The organism is Colwellia echini, assembly GCF_002843355.2.
In the GTDB taxonomy this organism is placed as follows: domain Bacteria; phylum Pseudomonadota; class Gammaproteobacteria; order Enterobacterales; family Alteromonadaceae; genus Colwellia; species Colwellia echini.
Genome location: NZ_PJAI02000002.1, coordinates 227,682 through 241,487, shown reverse-complemented (window position 1 = coordinate 241,487; position 13,806 = coordinate 227,682). Strand labels below are relative to the sequence as shown.

Sequence of the window (13,806 nt, the reverse complement as noted above, 5' to 3'; positions counted from 1 at the left end):
AGTAAATCACATTGAACACTATTAATTAACAAGCTTTATTCTTCTTCTGCGAGTGCTGTTGATTTTTTCATTTTTGCTTTTATTGCTTTAATATCGCAATCATCAAGTAATAACAGTACATCAGCTATACAACTTCGTAGTTCAGAACTCTCTTTAAGCGCTTTTTTATGCTGCATATGCGCAATCGATTCTCGATTCATGACCGTATTCAATAATTTTTTTAGTGCTGCCTCATCATTAATATCTAAATCGGCAAGTGGATTGTCAGTGACTTTATTATATTCGGTATAAATAAATGTCAGTGCTGCTTGTGCTTCTTTTAATCTTTTCATATTTTTATTCTTATTAAGTGACAAGGTATTTCAGCTTAACCAAACGAAATATTTTGTCTATAAGACTTTAGGCTATATTGTTAGTAATCCCATTAATTAACATGGATTTAAAATCAGCCATAAAAAAAGCCTTACCATAATAAATATGATAAGGCTTTATAGGGTTAGTTATAGTCACATTAAATTAGCGCAACCATGCCATCAGTTAAGCATTATGCTTATGGAAGATAGCTGCTACCCATTAAGTAAGAATCTACTTCACGTGCACAACGACGACCTTCATCAATTGCCCAAACAATTAAGCTTTGTCCACGACGACTATCACCCGCAGCAAAAATACCTGGCTTGCTTGTCGCAAACTTATCGTATTCTGCAGCGATATTAGAACGGCTGTCTTGCTCAAGACCGAATTGCTCAATCAAACCGCCCTCTGGACCCATAAAGCCCATAGCGATAAGTACGATATCAGCAGGAATTACTTTTTCACTACCAGCAACTTCTTGTGGGAACATTTGACCTTTGTCGTTTTTCTCCCAAGTGATATCTACAGTATGAACTGCTTTAACATTACCTTGGCCGTCACTTTCAATTTTCTTAGTCATTACTAAGTATTGACGTGGGTCTTGACCTTGAATAGCAATCGCTTCTTTTTGACCGTAATCAACTAAGATACGTTTTGGCCATTGTGGCCATGGGTTTGTTGCTTCTTCACGTTTTTCTGGTGGGCGAGGCATGATTTCTAATTGAATCGCACTTGCACACTTGTGACGTAATGAAGTACCAATACAGTCAGTACCTGTATCACCACCACCAATAACAACAACATTTTTACCTTCAGCGTTAATGAACTGGCCATCTTTATGTTCGCTATCAAGTAAGCTCTTAGTGTTAGCTTTTAAGAAGTCCATGGCAAAATGTACACCATTAAGCTCACGACCTTCTACTGGTAAATCACGTGGTACAGTAGCACCAGTACATACCACAACTGAGTCAAAGTCAGTCTCAAGTTGTTCAACACTGATGTCTTTACCTACTTCTGTATTTACAACAAATACAATGCCTTCTTCAGCAAGTAGGTCAACACGACGTTGCACTAATTCTTTTTGCAACTTCATGTTTGGAATACCATACATTAATAAACCACCAATTCTATCAGCGCGTTCATAAACAGTAACCATGTGACCTGCTTTATTAAGCTGTGCAGCTGCTGAAAGACCTGCAGGTCCTGAGCCAATTACTGCAACGCTTTTACCTGTGCGTGCTGTTGGTGGCTCAGCAACAACCCAACCTTCTGCAAAGGCGTGATCAATTATTTCTTTTTCATGAAGTTTAATTGCTACTGGGTCTTCATTAATACCTAGTACACAAGCACCTTCACATGGCGCAGGACATACACGCCCTGTAAATTCAGGGAAGTTATTGGTTTTATGTAATAACTCTACTGCATCTTTCCAACGTCCACGGTAAATTAAGTCATTCCACTCAGGAATAACATTATTTACTGGACAGCCAGCTACTGCCGGAGCGAACTCTGACTTAGCTGATTGACAAAATGGTACACCACAATCCATACAACGAGAAGCTTGCTTCTCTACGTCTTTAAGTGGAATTTCTTCATATACTTCTAACCAATCAATTAAACGTTCACCTGCGTTACGTTCAGTTGGCAAGGCACGACCTACGTTGATAAACCCTGTTGGATTTCCCATAATATATTCTCCTTGGCAGCTTAAGCTTTTGCGCTAGCTAGTTTGTTTAAATGGATATCGAATGCTTGAACGGCAATGTCATACTCTGACTCAAACTTACCGCTTGCACGTACGTCATTCATGTAACCTTGCATACGCTTATAATCTACCGGCATAACTTTAACAAATTTCTTAACACTATTATCCCAATCAGCTAATAATTCACTAGCAACATCAGAGCCTGTAGCTTCTAAATGCTCAGTAATTAAGGCTTTTAATTCGCTACTTTCTGCATCTGTGTCAACCGTTTCTAATGAAACCATTTCCAGATTACATTTTGGAGCAAAATCATTTTTGGTATCTAGTACGTAAGCAACACCACCTGACATACCCGCCGCAAAGTTACGACCCGTAGTACCTAGTATTACTGCTTTACCACCAGTCATGTATTCACAACCGTGATCACCAATACCTTCAACAACTGCGGTAGCACCTGAGTTACGTACACAGAAGCGCTCACCTGCAACACCACGAATAAACGCAGTACCAGAAGTAGCACCAAAGAATGCCACGTTACCAATTAAGATGTTGTCGCGTGGTGAGAACTTAGCTTCTTTACTTGGGTAAACAACTAAGTTTGCACCTGATAAACCTTTACCGAAGTAATCGTTGGCATCACCTTCAAGTTCAAAACGTAAACCTTTAGCAGAGAAACAACCAAAACTTTGACCAGCAGAACCATTAAACTTAACGTTAATAGTATTTTCAGTTAAACCTTCAGCACCATATTTTTTAGAAATTTCGTTAGAAATCATGGCACCAATGGTACGGTCAGTGTTAATTACGTCATAAGCAAGTGAAACGCTTGTTTGTGACTCAAGTGCAGCAGCTGCATCTTTTATCATTTGGCGATCAATAATCTTATGAATCAAATGTTTTTGATCAATAGATTTGTAAAGCGTTTCGCCTGCATCACCTTCTTCTTTATGAAGTAGTGGTTTTAAATCAACACCGTTATATTTCCAATGGTCTACATCATCACGCTGTTTAAGACACTGCGTTTGACCAACCATTTCGTCAATGCTCTTAAAGCCAAGCTCAGCCATGATTTCACGTAAACCTTCTGCCATCATAGTGAAGAAGTTAACAAGAATATCAGCACGACCAGTAAACTTATCACGTAAACCTTTATCTTGAGTCGCAATACCTACAGGACAAGTGTTTAAGTGACACTTACGCATCATGATACAACCTTCAACAACTAATGCTGTTGTAGCCATACCGTACTCTTCAGCACCTAATAAGGTAGCAATGGCTAAATCACGTGGTGTTTTAAGTTGACCATCAGTTTGAACCGTAATACGGCTACGTAACTTGTTACGTACTAATGTTTGATGCGTTTCAGCTAGACCAAGTTCCCACGGTAAGCCCGTATGTTTAATAGAGCTAAGTGGAGAAGCACCAGTACCGCCATCATGACCTGCAATCAATACAACATCAGCGTAAGCTTTAGTTACACCTGAAGCGATAGTACCAACACCTGCTTCTGATACTAATTTAACGTTAACACGTGCTTCACGGTTAGCATTTTTCAAATCGAAAATTAATTGAGATAAATCTTCAATTGAATAGATATCGTGATGTGGTGGTGGTGAAATAAGACCTACACCTGGTGTTGAGCCACGTGTTTTACCAATCCAAGCATCTACTTTATCGCCAGGTAGTTGACCACCTTCACCTGGTTTAGCGCCCTGCGCCATTTTAATTTGTAATTCGTCAGCATTTGCTAAGTAATGACTGGTAACACCGAAACGGCCAGACGCAACTTGCTTAATGCGTGAGTTCATTGAATCGCCATTTTCTAGTGGCGTAAAACGAATTGGATCTTCACCACCTTCACCACTATTACTCTTACCACCAATGCGGTTCATAGCAATAGCTAATGTAGTGTGAGCTTCCCACGAGATTGAACCAAATGACATAGCACCTGATGCAAAACGTTTGAAGATATTTTCAATTGGCTCAACTTCACTTAATGGAATTGAAGGACGATCACTGCTGATATCAAGTAAACCACGTAAGGTAAAGGCTTCTTTACTTTGTGTATCTACGACTTTTGCATATTCTTTAAACTGGTTGGTATCGTTACTTGCGGTTGAATGCTGAAGTAAACGAATAACCGTTGGGCTAAATAAATGACGTTCGCCATCATGACGCCATGAATATTCACCACCTGTTGGTAATAAATTATCTACAGCTATACGGCTTGCTTCAGGGAAACCTTCACGATGACGCAAAACAGCTTCTTGCGCAATTTGATCTAGGCTTAAACCTTGAATACGACTAACAGTACCAGTGAAGTACTCGTCAACAACATCTGAGTTAATACCTAAGGCTTCAAAAATTTGAGCACCTAAGTAAGATTGTAATGTTGAAATACCCATTTTTGAGAAGGTTTTTAATAAACCACTACCAACGGCAGCAGTGTATTTAGTAACGATTTGTTCGTTAGTTAAGTCTTTGCTTAAAATACCTTCATCACGTAAACCATACATACTTTCTAATGCTAAATATGGGTTAACCGCTGCAGCACCGTAACCGATAACCGCTGCAAAATGATGAGTTTCACGAATATCAGCTGACTCAAGAATAATATCTGCGTAAGAACGTAAGTTTTCACGAATTAAATAATGATGAACCGCTGCTGTTGCTAAAATAGACGGAATAGCAACATGGTCGCTGTCTACTTCACGATCACTTAATATTAATAACGCATAACCATCTTCAACAGCATCTTTTGCATAAGCACAAACACGGTCAAGGGCTTTTTTAAGTGCACCAGCTTCACCACTTGCTTTAAATACAATGCTAATCGTTTTAGATTGAAGATGATCATTATCAATATGTTGTAACTTACGTAAATCTTCGTTAGTTAATACAGGTTGATCAATTTCAACTTTATGACAATGTGCTGCAGTTTCTTCAAGTAAGTTTAATGACTTACCAACATAACCACGTAACGACATAACCAATTCTTCACGAATAGGATCGATTGGTGGATTAGTTACTTGTGCAAATAATTGCTTAAAGTAGTGAGAAAGCTGTTGTGGACGATGAGACAATACCGCTAATGGCGTATCAGTACCCATAGCACCTAGAGGCTCTTTAGACGTACCGACCATACCGGCCAAAATTACGTTAAGATCTTCATTAGTATAACCAAATGCTTTTTGTATTTTACGTAGCTCTTTTAAAGGCGGCTGCGCAATTGAAGCAGTTGGCACTGGAATATCAGCTAATTCAATTTTATTTTTTTCTAACCACTCGCCGTACGGCTGTGATGAACTTACTTGAGTTTTAACTTCGTCATCACTAATGATACGACCTTCAACTAAGTCAGCAATAAATATTTTACCTGGTTGTAAACGACCTTTTTCAACAACAGTTGACTGATCAACACATAACGTGCCAGTTTCAGAGCCCATTACCAAAGTACCGTCTTCAGTTAATAAGTAACGTGAAGGACGTAAACCATTACGGTCAAGTGTTGCACCAATAATTTTACCATCAGTGAATGATAATGAAGCTGGACCATCCCACGGTTCCATAATACAAGCATAGTACTCGTAAAATGCACGTTTAGTTGGGTCCATATCTGCTTGAGTTTGCCAAGCTTCAGGTACCATCATCATCATAACTTGTGCAAGCGAACGGCCACTTAATACTAATAATTCAATCGCCATATCTAAGTTGGCTGAATCTGAGTTGTCTTTGTTACAAATCGGGTTAAGCATTTGTAATTCAGCATCAGAAAAGTTAACAGAACTAAATAATGCTTCACGCGCATTCATCCAGTTAATGTTACCGCGTACTGTATTGATTTCACCATTGTGCGCAATATAGCGGAATGGTTGAGCACGACGCCATGCTGGGAATGTATTGGTTGAAAAGCGAGAATGGAACATCGCTAAACCTGATACAGTGCGTTCGTCTTGTAGATCTAAATAATACTGACGTACTTGCTCAGTAGTAAATTGTCCTTTATAAACAATTTTAGTCGATGACATAGACGTAACATAAAACTCGTCACGTTCAGTAATAGCTAGGCCATTAATTTTATGTGAAGTGTATTTACGTAATACAAATAATTTACGCTCAAACTCTTGCGCTGATAATTCAGCTGGTTTAGCAATAAACACTTGTTCAATGTTCGGTTCACTATTAAGAGACGCTGCACCAAGCATTGAGTTATCGCCTGGTACACTACGGTAACCTAATAAGGTTAAACCTAGTTGAGTAATATTTTGATTTAAAATCTCTCTGCACTGCTCACTTTGTGCATTATCGCTAGGAAAGAAGATCATGCCTACGCCGTAATCACCAGCGTCAGGTAAGCTAAAACCTAAGGTTGCCGTTTCTTCTTTTAAGAAGTCGTGAGGTATTTGAATAAGTATACCAGCGCCGTCACCACTTTTGACGTCGAAACCAGTACCACCACGATGTTCCATACAACTCAACATTGTGAGTGCATTTTCAATAATATCGTGAGATTTTTTACCCTTTAAATTGGCAACAAAGCCAATACCACAACTATCGTGTTCGAATTCGGCGCGATAAAGGCCTTGGGATTTTTTGCTCATATCATTCATTGCTTGTTCCTATTTCATCAAACTATTTCTATTAGCAGCTAAATGCTTTGTAAAAAAGCTGCCTGCTAATTTAGCTATATATTTAAAATGCTCAAATTTTACGCTATCGACCCTTCAGGATATTATTTAGAATTTCTTGAACATGTGCGCTAGATTTTTATTGGGTCTTTATGAGACGAGACGCTATTGATTTAATCATATTTAAAAGCGGCGGGAAAAATACCCGTAAAACGCTTCAGAGTCAATCATTATGTGTATATTCAAGCAGTTTTTTTGAATAAATAACGCTGTCATTTATTATTTTAACGGGCAAAAATAGGCAATAGATACCAATTAAACGCGTTGTCTCAACCTACTAGATTACTCATTCTAACCTTTTTTATGCGCCGACTCTATGCCTATTTATATAGTGTCTATTAGTGGGGTTATCTCAACATTTAAATTAACCAAAGTAACTATCTCTATATAGCAAGCTATATCAATTATTAATCAATTAATTAACATAAAAAATAATTTTCATAAAAAATTACTATTAAATTTCACATTTCAAATGTTTAGACTAATATTTACTTAAATTTAGTTTAATAAATCTAATACTATCAACCTGCTTTGTTATTTGAGGCATATATTTAAACCCAAGGTTTAGCAAAGTGCTCATTTAATCAATTAAATTGAAAATAATTTTTACGTGTACAAAAGGTGCAATTAACATGTTCGATAACTTAAGTATCAAAGTAAAGTATTCTATTCCTCTCGCCATTGCCTTAATTTCGTTAGTAGGTATTACCATGGCAAATTACTCGCTGACTGAAACACTTGAAAGTAATGCAAAAATTTTCCCTAATCGATTTATGCCTGCAATTAATTCGGTGCTTAATGCTGATCGTGATTTATATCAAGCACGAGTAGCAGAAATTCAATTAGCTTCCTCTACTAGTGTAAATTCTAACTTTATAGCAGAAATTAATGAAAATGCAGCGCAGGCAAAAGAGCGTTTTAATAACTATCGTAAGTTAATGCAAGAGTACCCCGACGTAATCAATGCCTTAAAAGAGTTTGATAACTTATATAATGCGTGGTTTATGCAAGTTGAACAAGTTATCGCTGCAGCAAACTCAGGTAACAGCGAAACTGCTCAAGCAATTATGCAAGGTAGTTCAAAAACAGCATTCTCAAATTTAAGAAAACTTTATGATGTTGCAGGTGAAAGTGCCTTTAATAAAGCGGGTTTATTGCAAGATGAAATTAGTGAAGCGAATAGTAACTCTAAAGCGGTTAGCTTAACTATTGCTATTATAGTCATCATTTTTACCACGCTGGCGGCTTTTTATAGCCAACAACTTTTACTGCAACGACTTAACGAAATTAAAAATGGTATCAATGACATTACCTCTGGCGGTGGTGATTTAACCAATAAAATAGAAATTAAACAACATGACGAAATAGGCGATCTCGGTACCGCATTTAATGCCTTTGTAGAAAGCTTAAGAGGATTAATATCAGGCGTTCGTAATGAAGTTATTCTGTTAACAACAAGCAGCGAAACCTTAAAAGAATTTGCCAATAAAGGTTCTGAGGTTGCTGATAATCAAAATACTGCTTCAGATATGATTGTTAGCGCTGTACATGAAATGAGTATGGCTACTAAAGAGTTAGCAAATATTGCCTTAAAAACAGCGGACGAAACTAAAGATGCAATGGTTTGTTCAGAAGAAGGTGTAACTAAAATTGGCGCCTCAGTTCTTCAGGTAGAGCAATTATATATCACTATTGAAAATGCATCTGAGGGCACTAAAAAATTATCAGAAGATTCTAAAAATATTTCGGGCGTATTAGATGTTATTCGAGGTATTGCCGAGCAAACTAATTTATTAGCTCTTAACGCAGCCATAGAAGCGGCTCGTGCGGGTGAGCAAGGCAGAGGTTTTGCGGTTGTTGCTGATGAAGTAAGAAACTTAGCACAAAAAACCCAAGAGTCTACCGACAGCATTCAAACCATGATTGAATCTTTACAATCAGGGGTAAATAATGTTGTTAGTTTTATTGACGATGGCTTTGCAAAAGTAACCAACACGGTAGAGTTATCTAAAGAAACTGAATCTTCATTACAACGTATTTTAAGCAGTGTAATAACGGTAAGCGACATGTCAATTCAAACAGCCACAGCAACCGAAGAGCAAACCGCTGTAACAGATGACATTAATCGAAATTTACATTCTTTAAACGAGCAAATCATATTAACTAAAGATATTTCAACCGATACTAATGATGCATCGTCTCAAATACAACAGCTAGCTAAAAACATCGAAGATGGTGTTGGTCGTTTTAAGGTATAACAGTTTAAAGTTACAATTATAGTTTCGCGGTGATTTTTCTCAAGGAAGATACATGAAAATAATTATTTATATGGCAGCAGTATTATTCATTACCAATGCTGTTGCTAATGAGCGCCCTGATTTTGAATTAGCAACTTATAATGCCCCACCATACCAGTTTATAGAAAACAAAGTAATTAAAGGTATTACTGTTAGTACTGTGCAGTGTATTTTTCATAAACTAAACAAAAAAATATCAATAGACTTTTACCCATTAAAAAGATCCTTACGTGAATTAGCACGTAACAACATTAGCGGTGTGTTTCCTATTAGTCCTGACGATAAAACATACATGAACACCTCAACACCTATCTCTATCGAGAAATGGTACTGGTTAACTAATTTCCCCTTAGCAGATCAAAATAACGCTAAAGGATTTAATAAAAAACTCATTGGTGCTGTCAATGGCAGTCCTGCACATAATTGGTTATTAAAGAACAAGTTCAGCGTTGCTGTATCGGTTACAACCCGTGAGCAGTTATTAAATATGTTCATTGCGGGTAGAGTTGACGCCATAATTATTGATGATAATGAAGCTAATAGAGATATAGAATTTCATCAAATGATTAGGTCGGTTGAGCACAACTGGCAATTTATAAAATTTGAATCTCATCATTTCGCTTTTTCTGATGAAGTTTTGAATGAAAATATTAATATTGTTGAGCAATTTAATGAAAATATTCCAAGCTGTAACCCGCTTAGTTTAAGGTTGTCTCACAATGAACAACAACTCCTTATAAATTACTTAACACCTTATTTAGAAAAGCTTTCGCATTACTTAAATGCCACTGCACATCCAACTAAATTAAGTGATGTTTTTTCAGCACAAGAGTTAACAACATTAGACAAACTATGGCAAACCCAGGCTAAGCAACAAGACGGCTCTCTCTATAACTTTATTACGACTTCGCAACTGAGTGTTTTTCTATCTCAACTACAGAATGACTCTAAGGGGGCTGTTACTGAAATTATTGCTATAGATAATGGCGGTTATACTATTGGTTTAAGCAAGGATACTACTGACTTGTTTCAAGGTGATGAACCTCAATTTTTAAATACATTTCCTGGTGGAGCCGGAACATTTTATATAAGCGATATAAAATACGATGCTTCAACTCAAGTTTTTCAAAGCCAAGTTAGTTTTGCGCTAGCCTATCAAACTGCCGATGCCGATAAAACAGTAAATAAAGATAGTAAAAATGAGCGTAGAGATAATTCACTTTCGAATAACGATCTTTCAGTCGCGGTTGTTACCTTTGGAGTCAATGTAGAGAAAGTTATTCAAGCTAGCAATAACAATAGTATGTTGGCAATAAAGCAATAGACAAACTCGAAAAGAAATCAAATTGTACTTGCTTATCGCCATAATATTAAGGTGTTAATACCTTAAATTAATACCTTAAATTAATACCTTAAAACTAGTAACCCATATATTAGCTACTTCTTGCACAGCTGCTAACACCGCCAATTTGGACTTAACATTTTGCTTTTGTTGGTCACGGGTTAACTCCACTTTTACTTCGCTGCTAACTTCACTGCTAACTTCGTTCAGTGTAAAATACAGCAATATACCGCCCTTACCTGACAGCTTTTGAGTATTAGTCACCTTTTGCAGGTGAGGAAATTCATTTAAGCGTAAATAAAAGATATTTTCATCCTCCTGACACTTAAATATCGGTGTAGTTAATTCAATTAACATATTTTAATTGTCGGTAAAGTTTGTTCGTAAAGTAAATAAATTATAGTCTATAAAAAGATTAGTAAAAGTAATCTCGAAAGATCAACAGACCCTAATTCATCCCAACTCAAGCTCAGGGCAAGATCGTACTTTATGCGATAACGTGATCTAATAGACTCCTTAAAACAGGAGTTTGCTATGTCATTTATTGATCACTTTTCTATTATTGAAGACCCACGTAAAGATATTAATGTTAAATATGATTTCATCGATATCTTATTTCTTACCGTTAGCGCTGTGATATCCGGCGCTGAAGGATGGCAGGATATTGAAGACTTCGGTCACGACAAGCTTGATTGGCTAAGATTACATAGGCCATTCCAGCAAGGTATTCCAGTTGATGACACCATAGCGCGTATTATTCGTGCTATTTCACCGAAGCAGTTCAATCAAGCACTTATAAATTGGGTCAACGAAGTTAGGCGAGACAACGGAAAAGAACAAATAGCGATTGATGGTAAAACGCTACGCCACTCCTTTGATGGGGAACGTAATAGCGCTCTACACAGCATAACAGCATGGAGCAAATCCAACGGGTTAGTCTTGGCACAAGCACGCAGTGAAGGTAAAAAGAATGAAAATAGTAGCGTGTTGGAAATGTTAGATACGCTAAATATCTCAGGCGCAATTGTCAGTGCTGATGCAATGAATACACAAAAACAAATCGTGGCTAAAATTCTTAATAATGGTGGTGATTATGTTTTATGCGTCAAGAACAATCATAAAAAGTTAAAAGAAGAGATAGCAGCTTATTTTCATAAAGTGACACGAGATAGCCCCGAACACATCCAAGGTCATGAAGAAATAGATAGCGGGCATGGCAGGATAGAAAGTCGTCACTATCGCCAACTGAGAATGAGCGAATGGATTGAAGAGGGAGATAAATGGCAAGGAATACAGACAATTATAGAGGTCACACGAAAGCGTATAACCAAGGATAAAGAACAAGCTGAAACGCTTTACTATATATCGAGCTTATCTCCTAATGTTGTCCAAATCAGTGATGCTATACGAGGGCATTGGGAAGTTGAGAACAAAGTCCACTGGGTGTTAGATGTAACCTTTAAGGAAGATGATTGCCGAATAAGAAAAGAAGATGGTGCTGAAAATGTCGGTATTATCAGACGGTTTGGTTTGAACCTATCACGGCTACACCCTAGTAAAATCAGTATGCGTAGGAAATTAAAGCGAGCAGCGAGGATTGATGAATTTAGAACCGAAATTATATTTGGTTAAATATCCATCAAAGTATGCGGTTGCCCTGAACTCAAGCTAAGGAATTTATTATTTTTCTGATATATTCAGGTTACTGACATATTTCGTTGCTAACATCCTCTATTTACCTTTATCATTTTCCATTAATGATCAACTGAGAACTAAACTTCTATGCTTCACCTGCTTATAATCTGCACATGTTTCATTGTTATTGCAACGTTACTACCATTATCTCGACATTCACACTGGATTGTCAGAGCGCTAGATTTTCCTCGTTTACAAATTGCTATTATTGCCGCAGCTTTGTTGATCGCTAATTTAACTTTACTTGATATTCAATTACCGATAACAAAGGGAGCTATTGCTGCCACTGCTTTTTGTTTAATTTGGCAATTATGGTGGATACTGCCTTACACAATTTTATGCCGTAAAGAAGTTAAAAGTGCCACAAATAATAATCCAAACAAACAACTCAGTATTCTCACCTCTAATGTGCTTACACCAAATCGCAATAGTGATGCGTTAATACAATTAGTAAGAAAACACAAACCCGATATTCTGGTTACATTAGAGTCCGATCAATGGTGGGAAGATAAACTTAATGTACTAGAAGCAGAAATGCCCTACAGCGTAAAGTGCCCGCTAGATAATTTATACGGCATGCACCTGTATTCACGCTTACCTATAGAAGAGCAAGAAATATCATTTCTTGTTGAAAAAGATGTACCATCGATACACGCTTGTTTAGTATTAAAAACGGGGGATAAAATTAGGGTTCACTTTGTTCATCCCGCGCCACCAAGCCCTACCGAAAATACAGAATCTGCAGAGCGTGATGCTGAATTGGTAATAATAGCTAAAAGTATTGGTGAAAGTGTTAGTAAAGACATAAATAAAAGTGATCTCCCTATTATCGTAACGGGCGATCTTAATGATGTTGCCTGGTCTAGTACTACACGCCTATTTCGTAAAATAAGTGGCTTATTAGACCCAAGGGTTGGCCGAGGTATGTACAACACGTTTCATGCTGATTATCCTTTTTTACGCTGGCCTTTAGATCATTTATTTCACAGCCAACACTTCACACTACACTCGATTCAACGTTTACCTTCAATTGGTTCAGATCATTTTCCGCTTTTAACACGTTTGGTATTTTCACCTATACGAGGAGCTAACCAGCATGGTTTGCAGCCCGATGCCGATGACAGAGAAAGGTCAAAAAATATAGCCCAAGCGCAAGAAGTGAGTATGGATGATGTTCCACGGCCTGCTGATTAAAGATAAGCCTTTTTTGTCAACGGGGGCGTAAAAACTCGGACAACTCGGCCAAGTATTTGATGTTTATAAACAGGGCCTAATTGCTCTACCGACAAGCTATTATTATTTGCTCCTCGGCTCCAAACAAAACCATTTTTGTCAACCATTGCCACCGTTTTAACAATCACGCCAAATTGAGGATGGTTAATAACCATGGTTTGCCCTTCTTTTATTGGCAGCATCATTAACAACTTTGCAGACAGTATAAAACAACCCGATGGAATTGCAGGTGCCATACTTTCTCCAGTAACTTTAAACAAATTAAGTCCGAATATACGTAATATGGCAATCACTACACATTGCAATGATATAGGCTGCGAATTTTTATAAGGAATATCACACTGCGCAGCAGCACAATCAAAGGGGTATTTCTCATCAAGTTTGTTTAATAGTTCGAAAATCATTTAATTCTCCTTATTATTCCTTATGAATGAAATTCTTTAATGATTCAAACCTGCTAACAATAATACTCAAGTAAACCACCAAGAAACA

Annotated in this window: 9 protein-coding genes; 4 read left to right on the top strand and 5 right to left on the bottom strand. The window is 37.3% G+C overall.

Annotated elements, in window-relative coordinates:
* Positions 1 to 35: 35 nt before the first annotated feature.
* From CWS31_RS03560 to gltB, 3 genes are all read right to left on the bottom strand, one after another.
* Positions 36 to 332: a hypothetical protein gene (locus CWS31_RS03560; protein WP_101344468.1), complete on the bottom strand. Its 297-nt coding sequence runs from the start codon at positions 330 to 332 to the stop codon at positions 36 to 38.
* A gap of 218 nt (positions 333 to 550) precedes the next feature.
* Positions 551 to 2,041 (bottom strand): glutamate synthase subunit beta, encoded by a 1,491-nt coding sequence (locus tag CWS31_RS03555; protein ID WP_101344469.1) that lies wholly within the window; start codon positions 2,039 to 2,041, stop codon positions 551 to 553.
* A 20-nt stretch (positions 2,042 to 2,061) separates the two neighbouring features.
* A complete protein-coding gene (gene gltB, locus CWS31_RS03550) occupies positions 2,062 to 6,669 on the bottom strand; it encodes a glutamate synthase large subunit (RefSeq protein WP_101344470.1) in 4,608 nt (1,535 codons plus the stop codon).
* Positions 6,670 to 7,379: 710 nt separating this feature from the next.
* Between gltB and CWS31_RS03545 the strand changes: the two genes are divergently transcribed.
* Both CWS31_RS03545 and CWS31_RS03540 read left to right on the top strand, forming a co-directional pair.
* Complete coding sequence (locus CWS31_RS03545; RefSeq protein WP_101344471.1) at positions 7,380 to 9,005, top strand: methyl-accepting chemotaxis protein; 1,626 nt, start codon at positions 7,380 to 7,382, stop codon at positions 9,003 to 9,005.
* A 52-nt stretch (positions 9,006 to 9,057) separates the two neighbouring features.
* The gene (locus CWS31_RS03540; RefSeq protein ID WP_101344472.1) at positions 9,058 to 10,368 is read left to right on the top strand and encodes a substrate-binding periplasmic protein; all 1,311 of its coding nucleotides are present in this window, start codon (positions 9,058 to 9,060) and stop codon (positions 10,366 to 10,368) included.
* Positions 10,369 to 10,443: 75 nt separating this feature from the next.
* On the opposite strand, the gene CWS31_RS03535 is transcribed toward CWS31_RS03540, so the two are convergent.
* Entirely contained in the window at positions 10,444 to 10,743 is a 300-nt protein-coding gene (locus tag CWS31_RS03535) for a hypothetical protein (protein WP_101344473.1), read from the bottom strand.
* A gap of 177 nt (positions 10,744 to 10,920) precedes the next feature.
* Here CWS31_RS03535 and CWS31_RS03530 point away from each other — a divergent pair, with 177 nt between their 5' ends.
* Positions 10,921 to 12,018, top strand: a complete 1,098-nt coding sequence (locus CWS31_RS03530; RefSeq protein WP_101344474.1) for an ISAs1 family transposase — start codon at positions 10,921 to 10,923, stop codon at positions 12,016 to 12,018.
* Between the two features lie 150 nt (positions 12,019 to 12,168).
* The gene (locus CWS31_RS03525; protein WP_101344475.1) at positions 12,169 to 13,275 is read left to right on the top strand and encodes an endonuclease/exonuclease/phosphatase family protein; all 1,107 of its coding nucleotides are present in this window, start codon (positions 12,169 to 12,171) and stop codon (positions 13,273 to 13,275) included.
* Here CWS31_RS03525 and CWS31_RS03520 read toward each other — a convergent pair.
* Positions 13,272 to 13,718, bottom strand: coding sequence for a S24 family peptidase (locus CWS31_RS03520; RefSeq protein ID WP_101344476.1), 447 nt, complete (start codon positions 13,716 to 13,718; stop codon positions 13,272 to 13,274). The two genes, CWS31_RS03525 and CWS31_RS03520, sit on opposite strands and share 4 nt — an antisense overlap.
* Positions 13,719 to 13,806: the final 88 nt, after the last annotated feature.

Bases quoted from the DNA above. Each gene is read 5' to 3' on its own strand.
- CWS31_RS03560 (WP_101344468.1), bottom strand. From the start codon at position 332: ATGAAAAGATTAAAAGAAGCACAAGCAGCACTGACATTTATTTATACC.
- CWS31_RS03555 (WP_101344469.1), bottom strand. From the start codon at position 2,041: ATGGGAAATCCAACAGGGTTTATCAACGTAGGTCGTGCCTTGCCAACT.
- gltB (WP_101344470.1), bottom strand. From the start codon at position 6,669: ATGAATGATATGAGCAAAAAATCCCAAGGCCTTTATCGCGCCGAATTC.
- CWS31_RS03545 (WP_101344471.1), top strand. From the start codon at position 7,380: ATGTTCGATAACTTAAGTATCAAAGTAAAGTATTCTATTCCTCTCGCC.
- CWS31_RS03540 (WP_101344472.1), top strand. From the start codon at position 9,058: ATGAAAATAATTATTTATATGGCAGCAGTATTATTCATTACCAATGCT.
- CWS31_RS03535 (WP_101344473.1), bottom strand. From the start codon at position 10,743: ATGTTAATTGAATTAACTACACCGATATTTAAGTGTCAGGAGGATGAA.
- CWS31_RS03530 (WP_101344474.1), top strand. From the start codon at position 10,921: ATGTCATTTATTGATCACTTTTCTATTATTGAAGACCCACGTAAAGAT.
- CWS31_RS03525 (WP_101344475.1), top strand. From the start codon at position 12,169: ATGCTTCACCTGCTTATAATCTGCACATGTTTCATTGTTATTGCAACG.
- CWS31_RS03520 (WP_101344476.1), bottom strand. From the start codon at position 13,718: ATGATTTTCGAACTATTAAACAAACTTGATGAGAAATACCCCTTTGAT.